The sequence below is a fragment of the Streptomyces sp. NPDC036984 genome, assembly GCF_055607665.1.
This window is the reverse complement of sequence record NZ_JBVJRL010000039.1, coordinates 1-14,085: the sequence shown is the minus strand read 5'-3', so window position 1 is coordinate 14,085 and position 14,085 is coordinate 1. Positions and strand designations below refer to the sequence as shown.

The following is a 14,085-nucleotide window of genomic DNA, read 5'->3' as shown; positions in this document are numbered from 1 at the left end:
GTGGGGGTGTGTCCCTCGTGGGACCCCCCAGACCCACCCCCCGTAGGAACGACGCGATGCACACCGTCCTTCCACCACCGGCCTGTCCCTCGGGTCGAGTTGTGCCACGCAGGCGTCGCTCGCACACCTCACGTCGGCGACACGGAGCTGCGGCACCTTTGTGCCCGCGCCTGATGACGTGGGGCGAGGCTGTGCCGCCGCCAGGAGCCGCGGCGGCCGGCTGTGACGGGCCGCGGTCACTGTCTGCGGCTGGATGGTCGGCGGTCGATCATGTCCCCGGTGCGGGCGTAGACCGTTGCGTCGATGAGCAGGTCCGTGCGGCTGAGCCAGGCGGTCTCGGTGTTCGCCGCCCCGGACAGGGAGACGCGTGGGGCGTTGCCCGGGTCGCGGGCACACAGACTCGGCCCGGGGGCGTGCGGGAGCGTGCCGAGGGACCGGTTCGCCGCGGCGACACGGGGGAGAACACCGGTCACGTTGTTTGCTCGTGGTCCGCGCCGAGGCATGGTTCACCCACCGTCCTCGGCGCCGAAGCGGCTTCCGTCCACCCCGAGAGGGGCCCGTCCCCATCCGGCCATTCCCCTACCGGTCAGTAGACACGGAACTCCGTGAATGGAACGCTCCCTACGGAACGCGTACGGTCCACGTGCCGATTGCATCCGGCCGGGCCCGGCTCCGGTCGGCCTCGCCGCTCGATCGCCCCACCGGAATGCGTCCGGCCGCCTTTCGCGCACGAGTCGCCTCTGCACGCAGGAAGTCACTCGCATCAGCCGAGCCCTCCCTCCTGCTTCCTCGCCGTAAGGAGTTCACCTCATGAACCTCCGAGTCAGCCCGGCGGCACTCCCCGTCGTCGTCCTCGCCACGGCAGTCGCGCTCGCCGCCCCCACAGCCAGGGCGGCCGCGGCCGCGGCCGCCGAACCGAGGGAGTTCACCGTGGACACCACGTCCGACGCGGTCGATGCCGACCCGTCGGACGGCCTGTGCCGCACCGCGTCTGGCGCATGCAGCCTGCGCGCCGCGGTGATGGCCGCCAACGCCCGTGAGGGCAGCACCATCACGCTGCCTCCGGGCCGCTACCAGCTGACCATCCCGCCCGATCCCGACAAGATCATCGGAGACCACCCCGACCCGACCACGGGTGACCTGAACGTCGCCGTGCCCACCACGATCCGCGGCTCCGGCGCACGAACCACCGTCATCGACGCCAACCACCTGGACCGCGCCTTCCGCTTGCAGGCGGACACCCGGATGTCCGATCTGACGATCACCGGGGGAACGGCCAAGGAGCGCGAACTGCCCATCACCGACACCGGTGGCGGCGGCATCGCCAACGGACACCACATGACGCTGCGCCGGGTCACCGTGACCGGGAACTCCGCGGGCTACGGCGGTGGCATTTTCAACATCCCCGGCTCGCACCTGGATCTGATCGACAGCACCGTCAGCGGGAACGCCGCGGGAGAAGCCGGGGGCATCAGGTTCGACGACACCGGCACCGTCACCAACTCGACGGTCGCCGGCAACCGAGTGACGAACCCCGGCGACCGCCCCGGCAGCCTCGCCGGCTTCGGCGGCGGGATCGACATCCGTGGCCGGGGCCCCGTGCAGATCCTCAACTCGACGATCACCGGCAACAGTTCGAGTGACGGCGGAGGCGGAATCAACATCGCCCCCGCCTACCTCGACAGCCTGCCCTTCCCGCTGCCCGACGTCGTCGATCTGCCGCTGGGGCGAATGACGTTGCGCAACTCCGTCGTCGCCGGCAACACCGTCGGCGGCAAGGCCGCCGACTGCAAGAAGGCCTTCGCCACCATCGCCTCGGAGGGCCACAACATCGACGGTGACGGAAGTTGCCGGCTCACCGCCGCGGGCGACCTGCCCAGCCGTACGCCGCTGATGGGTCCGCTCGCCGACAACGGCGGCCCCACGGACACCGCCGCGCTGCTGCCGGGGAGCCCCGCCCTGGACGCGGCGGCCGACTGCCCGGCCACCGATCAGCGCGGGGTGGCCCGCCCGCAGGGCACCGCCTGCGACATCGGCGCCTACGAGCACACGTCATGACCGCACCGCTCGCACCGGCATCAGGAGTTGCGATGAGATCGCCGAGCCTGCGCAACACCCTGGCCCGTGCCGTGATCGCGGTTCTGGCCCTGCTGCTGTCCTCCCTCGCCGTTCCCCCGCGCACGGCCCGGGCCGATACCGCGCACGACTCCCTGGTCGTGCGCACCGACCGCGGCTGGGTGCGCGGCGCGGCCCACCGCGACGGCGGCCGGGTCTTCCAGGGCATACCCTTCGCCGCCCCGCCGACGGGCACGCTGCGCTGGCGTCCCCCACGGCCCGCCGGGCGATGGCCCGGCGTGCGGGACGCCACCGCACCGGCCCGTCCCTGCCCCCAGCTGCCGCTGACGCTGCTGCCCGACGGCGGTCCCGTCCTGCCCGGCGAGTCCAACCGCACCGGCAGCACGACGGAGGACTGCCTGTACCTCAATGTGTGGACCCCTGCCCGCACCGGCGGCCGCCCCTTTCCCGTGCTGGTGTGGCTGCACGGCGGCGGCAACGCCTACGGTGCCGGCAGTGACTACGACGGCTCGACGCTGACCGCGCGCGGCGTGGTCGTGGTGACCGTCAACTACCGCCTGGCAGCACTGGGGTTCCTCGCCCACCCCGCCCTGTCGGAGGAGAGCGGGGACCACGCCTCCGGTGACTACGGCCTGATGGATCAGCAGGCTGCGCTGCGCTGGGTTCAACACAACATCGGCTCCTTCGGGGGCGACCGCGACCGAGTGACCCTCGGCGGCCAGTCCGCCGGATCGGTGGACACCTGCGCCCACATCGCCTCCCCGACCGCCGCAGGCCTGTTCCAGCGAGCGATTCAGCAGAGCGGGAGCTGCGCCGCGGACGGCGGTCCGACACCGCTCACGCCCGGCGCGGCCGAGCAGAAAGGAACGGACTTCGCGGCCTCGGTCGGCTGCGCGGACCCGACGACCGCGGCGACCTGTCTGCGCGCCCTGACCACCACGGAACTCCTTCGCGGCACCGGGACCGGGACAGCCTCCTTGTGGGGCCCCAACACCGGGCCGCGCGTCCTCCCGCGCGCTCCGCACAGGGCATGGGCCGACGGACGGGTGAACGCGGTCCCGACACTGAACGGCAACACCCATGACGAGTACCGTTACTTCACCGCGCTGTACGTGGATCTGCTCGGCGGCGGCCCCCTGACCACCGCCTCGTACGCCGCCCTGATCGGGCTTCAGCACGGCGGCCGTGCGGGGGCAGTACTCCGCGCATATCCGGCCTCGGCCTATCCGTCCCCGAACCTGGCCTATTCCGCCGTCAACACCGACCAGCGGTTCTCCTGCCCGGCACGGGCCGACAGCCGGCTGTACACCACCCGGGCGCCCGTCTACGCCTACGAGTTCCACGACCCCGAGGCACCACCGTTCATCCCGGCACCGCACACGCCGCAGGGCGCGTTCCACGCCTCCGAACTGGCCTATCTCTTTCCCATGGAGTCCGTGCGCCTGACACCGGCCCAGCGGCGGCTGTCCGCCACGATGACCGCCTACTGGGCACGGTTCGCGGCCACCGGCGACCCCAACGGCTCCCGCGCCCCCGCCTGGCCCCGCTACACGGCCGAAGAGGACCGCGTCCAGGTGCTGGCGCCGGACCGGATCGCATCCACCACCGGCTTCGCGGCCGACCACCACTGCGCGTTCTGGCTTGCCTCCTCCATTGCCCGGGGAGTCGTGCGATGACGTCGGAGCACCTTGGTCACTCCCTGTCGGTGACGTCACCGGGCAGGGCGCCCTCGCCCGAGGTTGCGCGCACCGGAACGTTGTGGTGAGCCGCGAGCGCCAGCAAGGCGACGTGCAGCGGCCCGGTCTCCAGGACGGTGCCCGGTGCGAACCAGCGGGCGACGGCGGTGCCGCTCGCCATTCTGAGTGTGAAGCGCGCCAGCTCCTCCGCAACCTCCGGGCGGTCGTTCAGCCCGAAGACGGCGCTCAGTGAATCCTGAGCCCAGGCCACCAGCGCGTCACGGTAGTGGTGTACCTCGGCCACGGCCGCCGCGCTGGCGTCCTGCTGCACCATACCCAGCCCCAGCAGCAGCTTCAGACCGTGCGGGTGGCGACGGAAGGCGTCCTCGACCTCCGCGAGGAAGGTGTCCAGGCGCTGCGCCACGTCGGCGCCCGGCACCTCGGCGGGGGGCAGGGCTGCCAACAGCGCCGTCCTGGCGCGCTCCAGCACCGCGACGTAGATCCCGTCCTTGCTGCCGAAGTGCCAGTAGATGGAGCTGGCCGGCAGACCGCACGCGGAGGAGATCATGGAAATGGACGTGGCGGCGTAGCCGTACCGCGACATCAGTTCGCCGGCGGTGTCAAGAATCGCGTCACGGGACCGCGCGCCGCGGTCCGGGGCCGGTGCCTGCGTCATACAGACGACTCTAGGCGAGAAGCCGCTCGTGAGGACCGGGCAGTCCCCGACTCCATGGCCGAGCAGCGTGCGCGTCCTCCCGGCACACCCTGCACGCTCCGCCCTCGCCTCGACCGCCGCCTGCGCACCACCGTCAGCGTCATCACCACCGTCGACAACCCCACCTTGTTCCGGTGTACGCGCCGCGAGGCCCGTTCCAGGAGACCAGCCGATTCGTCCGCACCCCGTCGAGGCGCCGACAGGTGTCCGCGGCAATGGCGCCCTCACGTGTCATTGGGCATGACCCTCACCACCTTGCCCTTGGAATCCGCCTGGAGGTAGCCGATCTGGTTGTAGGCGTTGCCGAGGTAGACGGCCATTCCGACGGGCGTGCCGAAGTCCTGGTCCGCCAGTTCCAGGATGAGATAGCGCGTGGTCACGTGATCGACGTTCAGCTTCTTCTCGCCGTCGCGCAGCAGTGCCGGCACCACGTCCCAGTCGAACCCGTCGAGGGTGACGGGCTTGTCGCCGCCGAACAGCGTCGAGCTGATGATGCCCTTCTCGACGGCCTGGCCGGGACGGTACGTGTACGTGTCGTACTTGGTGTCGCTGCCTTTCACCATCAGCTCGGCGGTGACGTAGTCCGGATAGACCGTGAGGCCTCCGAAGCGGTCCCTGCCGGTCTCCTTCTTGAACGCCTCGACGGCGGTGCGGATACCGGCCGGCGTCAACAGGTCGGTCCTACCGATCCGTTCCTTCCCCGCCGGTGAGGCCGAGACGGGGGCCGAGGCCGATCCACCCGACGGTGCTGCCCCGGCGGTGGAATCGGCGGACTGCGAGGGGCCGGTCGGGCCGGAGGCATGGGTGCCTCCGTCCGGCCGCAGCGTCCATATGAGAGTGCCGGCGAGCGCCACTCCCGCGACGGGCAGGGCGACCCGCATCCAACGCCGGTAGCCCTGGTGTACCGCCACGGTCGTGGACCCGGGCCGCGCGTCGCCGGGGCCGGGTGACACGGTGTGCCCCGGCCGGCTGTCGTAAGGCCCCGGGAACATCACGGGTGCCGGTCCGAAACGGTCCGTCCCGGTCGTGTTGCCGGGAGCGGGTACTTCGGGCATCGCCACGCCGTGGCCCGGTGTGGCAGGCGTCTGCTGCCCGGAGACGGGAGGCGGTCCGCCGAGTGGGGGATGCAGTGGGTACGAGGTGGGCGTGGCGGCCTCACGGGACGCGGCATCCAGCATCCGCTCCAGCTCTGCGGCCCCGGGGCGCGCCGCAGCGTCGCGGATGAGGACGCGGGTCAGGACGTCCTTCAGCGCGCCTGCCCGAACCGGCGGCGGGATCTCTTCGCTCAGGACGGCGGCAAGCGTCGCGAGCGTCGTGTTCCGGCGCAGCGGGTGATGACCCTCTACAGCGGTGTAGAGCATCATCCCCAGCGACCACAGGTCCGAGGAAGGGCCGCCGTCGTGGCCCGAGACGCGTTCCGGTGCCATGTAGTCGGGAGTGCCGATGATCGACCCGGTGGCCGTGAGGGCGGTCGACTCGCGGATCGCCGCGATACCGAAGTCAGTGAGCACTGGACGGCCGTCGGGGCGCAGGAGAACATTGGCCGGTTTCACATCGCGGTGCTGGATGCCGACCTCGTGCGCCGCGCGCAGGGCGGCCAGTACCTCGCGTCCGATCAGCGCCGCTTCCCGGGGTTCCATCGGTCCGCGGGCGAGACGATCGGCCAGGGAACCACCGGTGACCAGTTCCATGACGATCCAGGGGTAGGTCTGTGGGCCGCCGTCCACAATGTGGTGGATCGTCACCACGTTGGGGTGGTCGACTCGAGCCAGGGCCCGAGCCTCCCGCAGGACCCGCTCCCGGAGCATCCGCGCGGCTTCCGGATCATATTCGGCGAGATCCGGATCGGGTGGCCGGACCTCTTTGACGGCAACGCCCCGGTGCAGCACCAGATCTCGGGCCAGCCAGACCGTGCCCATGCCGCCACCGCCGAGCCGTCTCTCCAGCTCGAACCGCCCGTCGACAACCCGTCTGCCGCTGTTGTCGCTGCCCGCATCGCTCATGGACGGGAGCATAGTTGCCGCCGCGGGACCGCTCGTTCGATGGTGGGGCCCTGGCTGCCGGATGCGGCCGGCTGGAGGCCGGGGCCGTGACAGGGTGAACCCCAGGCGGGTCGTCATGCACTGGCCGGACATGCTCCGCGTCATCGGATCACTCGTCACCGGTCGGGCGCGCGCCTGCGCTCCGCTGCGGATGTTCGGCCGCGAGGGTCCCCACCCTGCTCGGTGCCGCGTTCGGCGTGTACGGCCGCATCGGCAAGACCGTGCACTTGCTCCGTCGCCACCCGGCGTGACCACCACGGCCGCCGGTCCCGCGGCCGGCCCTGGCCGATCCTGTCGACGACACCTGCCGTCGACTGAGGAACCGGCAGCTGACCGTGCACAGCCCCGCCACCGTTTGGCCCGGGGGGATGTGTCAGGGCGGCTGTCGGCCAGATCCGTCAGGCGTACCGCGAGGGCCGGGTGCACCAGTTCGCCGCTCTCGGCCTGGTCCTCAACGCCGTGGTCCTGTGGGACACCAGCTATCTCGACGCCGCCGTCACCCAGCTCCGCGGCGAGGAACCCGGCGTCGAGGACGAGGACGTGGCCCGGCGCTCCCCGCTCAAGGACCGGCAGGTCCACTTCCCGGGCCGCTGCCAGTTCGATATCCGGGCCAGTGGTACCGGCCAGGGCGTGCGCCCGCTGCGCGACCCGGACACTCTGGACGATGATGACGGAGGCGAAGGACAGGAGGGGCGGTGGGGCCCCGCCCCATCTCACCGGGAACCGTCACGCCGGTGCGCCGATGTTCTTCAGGCTGAACGCGCCCGCCCGGCCGACTCCAGCACCGAGGTCAAAAAGCGGCGTACCGTCTCCAACTCGGCCGCCTCGAAACCTTCGGCGGCTGCCACCACCTCGCCGATCACCGGCCCGAAGAAGGTCCACCCGAGTTCCGTGGCCTTCTCCTCCACCTCCAGCAGCACGCGTCGCCGGTCGGTCGTGTCCCTGCTGCGCCGGACCAGTCCGAGCCGCTCGAGCCGATCCACCAGGGCGGTGGTGCCGGCCGAGTTCAGGTGCAGTTGCTCGCCGAGCCATCCGGGCGTGGCGCGGGTACCGGCCCGGGTGGCGTCCAGCAGGTGGATCAGCGCGCGGACATCGGTGGCATGCAGCCCGTGTCGCGCGGCGAACTCTGCGCCGAGCAGGTCGAACTCCACGGTCACCGCGCGCAGCAGGTGAACCAGTTTCATCACTGGGCTCTGATCGTCCATGCACACTCCCTCGGACCTCTGGACAATATCTCGTTCAGCAAGATATTCGTTGACCAAGATTATCGCTGAGCGAGAGGATGCCTGGTGTCCCTGTCCGCTTTCGACCTTGCCTACGACGAACTCCGTGCCCGCTGGCCCGAGTCCACCGAGGAGCGCGACGTCGTTACGCCGTACGGGTCCACCCGGGTCCACGTGTACGGCCCCGAGGACGGCAGCCCGCTCGTGCTGCTGCCCGGCGGCTCAGCCACCGGCCTGGTCTGGTTCGCCAACGCACCGGCTCTCGGCGAGCGATACCGGGTCCATGCGGTTGATCTGATGGGCGACGCCGGCCGCACCGAGCGCCGGGGCACACCGTTGAAGGGCGCCGACGATCTGACAGCCTGGCTGGATGCGCTGCTGGACGGGCTCGGGCTCGTCCACACGCACCTGTGCGGTCACTCGTACGGCGCCTGGCTGGCCGTCAGGTACGCGCTGCATGCACCGCAGCGGGTCGACCGCCTCGCCCTCGTCGATCCCACCCAGGTCTTCGCCGGATTCCGCCCCGGCTACCTGCTGCGCGCGCTGCCCACCCTGATCCGCCCGAGCGAAGCCCGCGCCCGCGCCTTCCTGGCCTGGGAGACGGCAGGCACCCACCCGGACGAGACCTGGCAGCGCCTCTACGCGCTGGCCACCACCGTTCCCGGCCGCAAGGTCGTTGCCGGTGGCCGCCCCAGGACCGCCGACCTGCGCATGCCGGTCCTGGTCCTCCTCGCGGAACACAGCCGCACCCACCACGCCGTCAGGGCCGCCGACCGAGCCCGCCGGACGCTCCCGCAAGGCAAGGTGGCACTGCTCTCCGGAGCCACCCACCATTCCCTGCCGCTCACCGCGCCGAAGCAGTTGAACGACCGGCTGATGGAGTTCCTGGACTGACAGCGCCAGACGTCGTCACGTCTCCGGGCAGGTGCTCCGACCACGCGGAGGGAGCCAGGCGCATGGTCATACCGCCCAGGAACCGGCCGGGCCGGACCTCCTCGTCGCCGAACCGCTCGTGCGCACCGAGATCGAGAGCGGGAACGCGCGGGGGCCGGCGGGCAGGAGCTGGAGCGGCAGCCCAGAGTCTCTGCGGCGAGTGGGGCGGGCATCTGCGGCGCACCTGCTGCCGGATCGCGACGGTGCGGCCGGCAGTGGTGGGGCTGCCGATGTCGTTGAGGAGGGCCGCAAGGCCTGGTCCGCCGCGGCCTGAACCGCCTGCCCTTCCTCGCCCGGCCCACCGGCCAGGTGATCCGCCGCTACGAACGCGACCGGCCCGGCGACCTCATCCACGTGGATGTCCAGAAGCTCGGCCGGAATCAACCCTGCTGGTGCGACCTCTGCCGTCCACCTATTCGTTCCGGTGGGCGTGGATGTAGAACGGCCGTTCGCACAGTGGCTACTGCTGCTCCCACTGTTCCTTGATGATCTCGTACCGCACGCCCCCGTGCTCGGAGCCCTGTTGAGCGATCTTTGCGCCGGTGGTCGCCCAGAGGATACGGGAGGCCGCTGCCGCGTTCCCGGTCGTCCTCGTGGCTGGTGGAGGCGGACGAATTGGGCGGCTCGATCACCGCCTGTGGGCTGCGCCCTCGCCCCGGGGGGGGGCAGTTACCGGCTCACCGGCCTTGACGCCCGACTGGGCCCGCAGCGCCTCGCCCAGCGCAGCCCTCCCACCGGTACGGCATACTGACGCCTCACTGTTGCAACAAAATGTTTAAGGAGTGGGAGTTGGCAGCCTGTTTCAGGACAGTCACCATGGTGGGCGAGGCTCACCTTGCCCAAGCCGAGGCCCTGGGGCGCGCCTTCCAGGAGGCGATCGCGCCCGCCACCGTCAACTACGATTTCGGTCACATCCGCGATGCCGCCGCCGCGCTTCCCGACAGCGACATCGCCAAGGTGGTCCGCGGCTGGGGGCTCCAGGAGGAGGCGCCGATCCTGGTAATGGTGCTCTCCCTCAAGGAAGCGGTCCGCCAGGCGCTCCCGCCCGAGGCGGCTCAGGCGTCGTTCTGGGACACCGTCGAGCGCGACCTCGTGGATGCCTTCACCGGTCTCGCCGCGCAGGAGGGCGAACCGGGACTGGCCTACTACGAGGAGGGGCCGGACCGAACCAGCTACTACCGCGATTTGTTCTTTGCCCTCCAGGGCGAGGAAGCCGGCGCGTACCTGTACGCCGTTGCCTTCTGCGCCGACGTCACCGTCGGCCTGGACAAGACTCGTGTGGGGACCCTGGGCCTCACCGACACCGCACCGTTCGCGGTCCGGCTCAACGCGATCGTCGTGCGCCAGAAACTCGCGAACGTGGCCTGACCCTCCGGTCATCGCCCGCCGCTTCCTTTCGAGGCCGTCCCGCGTAGGTATGCGTGCGGCATCCCGGGGATGCCCGAGTAGATCCTCGGGCCATGCGGGTGACGATCTCCACTGCGTGATCCGACTGCCCGGCCTCGGAGGCGGCGTGGATGCCGTACGACCGGTATCGAAGGCGCCTGGTTGTCCGGTTCACCCTCTCGGGCATGACTCCACATACGCCCGGACGTAAGTCCAGGCGCTGTAGTTACCCCGTATGTCGGTGGCGCGCAGGGCGTAGATCTGACGCAGCTGATCTACGTCGTGGACAAAGATTTCGTTCACCACCGAGCCTTCGATCGGGATCCGGAACCATACGCTTCCGTCGGCAGAGCGGTACAGCTCGTAATGGGCGACGCGGTTCACCGCCAACGGCTTCCACGTCAGGGTGACCTCCCTCGGAGCGGGACCGCAGCGCCAGTTCGGGTTCAGCAGGAACGGGGGTATGTCGGCGAACCACTGATTGCTGATCAGGAAGCTGTTCAGCTGGCCGGCAAGGTCGTCGGCCTGCTCGGTGGACAGGGCGGGGCACCTGGTGAGGATCAGCGACATGAACGATTGGGTCGCGGTCATGGCCCGGAGGTCCGCCCCGCCCAGATACGAGCCCAGTGCTACTCCAGGTGTGCCGCGGCGGGTGGCCTGATTGCACAGCTTGTCGGCAAGCTTGAGCACTACTTGCCAGGTGATTCTCGTAGTCCCACTTCTGTTGAAGTCCCGTGCCGCCATATCGGCGATCGTCTCGTCGCTGCCGGCCGGCGGAAAGGCGGTGTCGTACACCTGGCGGCTGGGGTAGGACGCCCTTTGGTCCGGAGTCAGATAGGGCAGCGACTGGACCGCGGGGAGCAGGGTGGTCGTCGCGCACCTGTACTTGGCGAAGTCGAGGATTGCAGACGATCCCAGGCCGAAAAGACTGGCCCAGCGACCGAGATCGGGTTTGCCGGATATCTCGGCGATGTCCTTGACGATCTGGGTCACCGCCCATTTCAAGGCTTTCTTTCCGCCGGGGTACGAACTGGAGTGACTCCAGGCCGTCACTCTAAGCTTCTCGCACGTGTCGGCGACCACATCAGACGGCTCCGTCGATGCGGCTACGCCGACTGGCGGCGCCAGCAGTACCAGGGCGGCCGTACCCGCGACGAAGCGCCGACGGCAGCGCCAACGGCCCGAGACAGCGGTGTCTGCGCGAACGGACATGGCTTCACAGCCCCCTGGAGAGTGCCGCTGAGCGGCAAGGGAGAGCTCAAACGTCCGTTTCTAGTCTAATCCCGGCGGCCTGCGACGGCGCGCCGCCGACCCGAACGATCCGCTCCGCACACACCGGCCTACGACACCTGTCGCTAGGCCGGCGGTGAGAGAAGGTCGGCATCGTCCATGCCTTCTGCGGTTCCCACCGAGCCGTTGTCGTCCGACAGACCGCCCTGCCCTACGGCGACCGAAACGACGTGGGTGGAACACGCGCCCGCCTCCGCTTTCCACATCGGTCCCAGTCGCGGAGCACGTTGGCCAAGGCCGATTCGCAGCAGGGCCGCGCTCGCCGACGGCCGACGCGGCTCCAAGCAGCCCAAGAACCGCTGTGCTCCAGGTGAGTGACCGTGCCGGGCCCGAGCGTGTTCACAAGGGCGTTGCCGACCGTCGGGTGCAGCCTTTGATGGCAACCGAGACGGGAGGAGTCAGCGTCGTGGGGCCTGACGAGAGCGGGTACGGGCGGCTTCCGGATCAGCCGGTTCCTCCTGGCCTGAAGCCCTTCTGGGACAAGAGTGTGCGCGACTTCGTACGGCTCGACGAACCGCAGATCGACGCACCCGTGCAGGAGCGCCACCGGATTTACTCGCTGCTCCTCATGGGGATCATCCTCGACCGCTGGAACGGCAACAAATACGGTGAGGTCGGTGACTACGGGCAGTGGCGCGCGAACCAGCTGCTGGCGAAGTCGCCCAACGTCTACGCAGGCGGTACCTATCAGGGGCACAACATCGCCGCCCTTGCGGTGGACGCCGAGGGCCGCGTCATCGACTACGACTTCAACCACAACGACGTCTTCGACAGCTCCGTCGAGCACGCCGAATCCCGGCTGGTGCGTCGGGTGTTCGCGCTGAACCAGGTCTACGACCCGTGGCAGCTCGACAAGGACAACGCCCGTCAGGAGACCAGCGTTCCGCAGCGTCAGGAGCGCCGGATGTTCGCGACCGCGATCACCGACCGGGCCGTGCGCGCCACCGCGAGGAGCCGCGAGCAGGTCTCCTCGGGCTACTCCACGCTGCTCAGCGACGTGACCGTGTACACCTCCCTTGAGTCCTGCGCGCAGTGCACCGGCATCATGTGCCTGGCGTCGGTGAAGCAGGTCGTCTATCTCCAACCGGACGACGGCCAGTTCCTGATCGGCAACATCATGCGCCGGGCCACCACGGCTCAGTCGATGAGCTTCACCTCGCCCCGGCCCATCCCCGGCGACGAGATCGGCTTCAGCTATTACCACGACCTGGCGGCGGGCAACGAGGACTTCGGGCGCAGGGTTGTCACGGAGCCCTTCTACAAAGACGGAGTCAAGCCCGTCCAGACCCCGTCGGTCACCTCGTACCTGTGCACCGACGACGCGTACCGTGTCTACGCACGGGCTGCTTCGGAATTCAATGCCCTGGACGCGTTGCAGTATCCCGAGTACCGCACCGATGTCGCGTCTGCCATGACCAACCGACAGGTACTCGCCATGGCGAAAGACTTCCTGCTGTATGTGAAATCAGTGAAGAACCGCGGCACGGCCCATCGCGTCTGACACGGCAGCTTGTAGATCACGATCTGCGGGGTTGGTGATCTTAATGGCAGCCGTGGTGACCTCGTTCAACCGGCGGTGACTCAGAGGCCCGGGCTAGGGCCTGGACTCAACAGCGCCCTACCGTCCGCGTGCACGGCGACCTGGGCGCCGTAGCCGTGGGCTGCGGCACTGGTGGCGCCGTCCGCGCGCCCTACCGCGGCCGGTGGCACAACCAGGGGCGCGGACCAAGTGCTGAGCGGATACCCGCGAGACTCGTGTCTGCAGGCCGCCACTACGTCGTCCAGTGCTACTACGCCTTGCCGGAGGATGCCCGGTGTGTGGAGCTGAGCGAGGCCGTCCCGGTGCCGGATGCGTCTTGCCCACAGTCAGCCGAGTGATCGACATCTGTACCTTGCTCAACCGTCTGCCCATACTTGCCCAGCACCGTCTCACTGCCCTTGTTGGGTTACTGACCTTCAAAGCGTGGTGTCGTAGGGGCTGACGTCTCGTGATCCCTGCGGTATGCCGACTGCATGAGGTATGCGCAAGGGGGCGGGCTGACCGACGAACGGCGTGCTTTCCGTGAGCAGTTGCGGTTGGAGGCGGCCGAGCGTTTCCGGCAGGGCGACGAGAACACGGTCATCGCTCAGGACCTGCGGGTCAGCGTCCGGTCGGTACAGCGTTGGCGCAAGGCTTGGTCGCAGGACGGGCCGAGAGCCCTGGCCTCGAAGGGCCCGGCATCGCTGCCGCTGCTCAGCGACGAACTGTTCGCCGTGCTGGAGCGTGAGCTGGCCAAGGGGCCGGTGGCACATGGGTGGCCGGACCAGACGTGGACCCTGTCGCGGATCAAGACGCTGATCGGGCGCCGCTTTCACAAGAGCTACACCGTGCAAGGGGTGGCCGCCCTGCTCAAGCGGCACGGCTGGAGCTGCCAGGTCCCCGCCCGGCGGGCGGTCGAGCGGGAGGAGAACGTGGTGGCCGGCTGGATGAAGGAGACCTGGCCGCAGGTGGAAGGACCGTGGCGGCGCTCGACGCCTGGCTCGTCTTCGAGGACGAGGCCGGATTCTCGATGACGCCGCCGACCACCCGCACCTGGTCCCGCCGCGGCCACACCCCTGTGGTCCGCGTGCGGGGCCGTTCCCGCCGCCGCTTATCGGTGGCCGCCCTGGCCTGCTACAAGGCCGGCGAGTCCTCGCGGCTGGTCTACCGGCCCTGCCCGGACGCCCGGCCCGATGGGCGCAAAAGCTTCTCCTGGAAGGACTAC

10 protein-coding genes and 3 pseudogenes are annotated in these 14,085 nt (G+C 69.6%); 8 read left to right on the top strand and 5 right to left on the bottom strand.

Going from position 1 to position 14,085, the window contains the following annotated elements; translation table 11 throughout:
- Positions 1-236 precede the first annotated feature (236 nt).
- A complete protein-coding gene (locus tag ACZ7DL_RS37725) occupies positions 237-473 on the bottom strand; it encodes a hypothetical protein (RefSeq protein ID WP_470781420.1) in 237 nt (78 codons plus the stop codon).
- A gap of 337 nt (positions 474-810) precedes the next feature.
- On the opposite strand from ACZ7DL_RS37725, the gene ACZ7DL_RS37720 reads away from it, so the two are divergent.
- Both ACZ7DL_RS37720 and ACZ7DL_RS37715 read left to right on the top strand, forming a co-directional pair.
- Positions 811-2,058 (top strand): choice-of-anchor Q domain-containing protein, encoded by a 1,248-nt coding sequence (locus ACZ7DL_RS37720; RefSeq protein ID WP_470781418.1) that lies wholly within the window; start codon positions 811-813, stop codon positions 2,056-2,058.
- A gap of 32 nt (positions 2,059-2,090) precedes the next feature.
- Positions 2,091-3,752 carry a carboxylesterase/lipase family protein gene (locus tag ACZ7DL_RS37715; protein ID WP_470781417.1) on the top strand — a complete coding sequence of 554 codons (1,662 nt, stop codon included), beginning with the start codon at positions 2,091-2,093 and terminating at the stop codon, positions 3,750-3,752.
- 16 nt (positions 3,753-3,768) lie between these two features.
- Here the strand turns inward: ACZ7DL_RS37715 and ACZ7DL_RS37710 are convergent, their stop codons facing one another.
- A complete protein-coding gene (locus ACZ7DL_RS37710) occupies positions 3,769-4,428 on the bottom strand; it encodes a TetR/AcrR family transcriptional regulator (RefSeq protein WP_470781415.1) in 660 nt (219 codons plus the stop codon).
- A 263-nt stretch (positions 4,429-4,691) separates the two neighbouring features.
- Positions 4,692-6,470 carry a serine/threonine-protein kinase gene (locus tag ACZ7DL_RS37705; RefSeq protein ID WP_470781413.1) on the bottom strand — a complete coding sequence of 593 codons (1,779 nt, stop codon included), beginning with the start codon at positions 6,468-6,470 and terminating at the stop codon, positions 4,692-4,694.
- A gap of 432 nt (positions 6,471-6,902) precedes the next feature.
- Here ACZ7DL_RS37705 and ACZ7DL_RS37700 point away from each other — a divergent pair.
- A pseudogene (locus ACZ7DL_RS37700) lies at positions 6,903-7,088 on the top strand (Tn3 family transposase); the annotation flags it as partial.
- Positions 7,089-7,258: 170 nt separating this feature from the next.
- Here the strand turns inward: ACZ7DL_RS37700 and ACZ7DL_RS37695 are convergent.
- Positions 7,259-7,714: a MarR family transcriptional regulator gene (locus ACZ7DL_RS37695; protein WP_470781411.1), complete on the bottom strand. Its 456-nt coding sequence runs from the start codon at positions 7,712-7,714 to the stop codon at positions 7,259-7,261.
- An 84-nt stretch (positions 7,715-7,798) separates the two neighbouring features.
- Here ACZ7DL_RS37695 and ACZ7DL_RS37690 point away from each other — a divergent pair, with 84 nt between their 5' ends.
- The 3 genes and pseudogenes from ACZ7DL_RS37690 to ACZ7DL_RS37680 all read left to right on the top strand — a co-directional run bounded on the left by ACZ7DL_RS37690 (position 7,799) and on the right by ACZ7DL_RS37680 (position 10,033).
- Positions 7,799-8,626 (top strand): alpha/beta fold hydrolase, encoded by an 828-nt coding sequence (locus ACZ7DL_RS37690; protein WP_470781410.1) that lies wholly within the window; start codon positions 7,799-7,801, stop codon positions 8,624-8,626.
- A gap of 294 nt (positions 8,627-8,920) precedes the next feature.
- Positions 8,921-9,043: pseudogene (locus ACZ7DL_RS37685) on the top strand (IS481 family transposase); the annotation flags it as partial.
- Between the two features lie 438 nt (positions 9,044-9,481).
- A complete protein-coding gene (locus tag ACZ7DL_RS37680) occupies positions 9,482-10,033 on the top strand; it encodes a Type-2Aa cytolytic delta-endotoxin (protein ID WP_470781408.1) in 552 nt (183 codons plus the stop codon).
- 189 nt (positions 10,034-10,222) lie between these two features.
- Here the strand turns inward: ACZ7DL_RS37680 and ACZ7DL_RS37675 are convergent, their stop codons facing one another.
- Positions 10,223-11,044, bottom strand: a complete 822-nt coding sequence (locus ACZ7DL_RS37675) for a hypothetical protein (RefSeq protein ID WP_470781406.1) — start codon at positions 11,042-11,044, stop codon at positions 10,223-10,225.
- 607 nt (positions 11,045-11,651) lie between these two features.
- Between ACZ7DL_RS37675 and ACZ7DL_RS37670 the strand changes: the two genes are divergently transcribed.
- Together ACZ7DL_RS37670 and ACZ7DL_RS37665 are read left to right on the top strand one after the other, a co-directional pair.
- Positions 11,652-12,842 (top strand): cytidine/deoxycytidylate deaminase family protein, encoded by a 1,191-nt coding sequence (locus ACZ7DL_RS37670; RefSeq protein ID WP_470781404.1) that lies wholly within the window; start codon positions 11,652-11,654, stop codon positions 12,840-12,842.
- Positions 12,843-13,354: 512 nt separating this feature from the next.
- A pseudogene (locus tag ACZ7DL_RS37665) lies at positions 13,355-14,085 on the top strand (winged helix-turn-helix domain-containing protein); the annotation flags it as partial.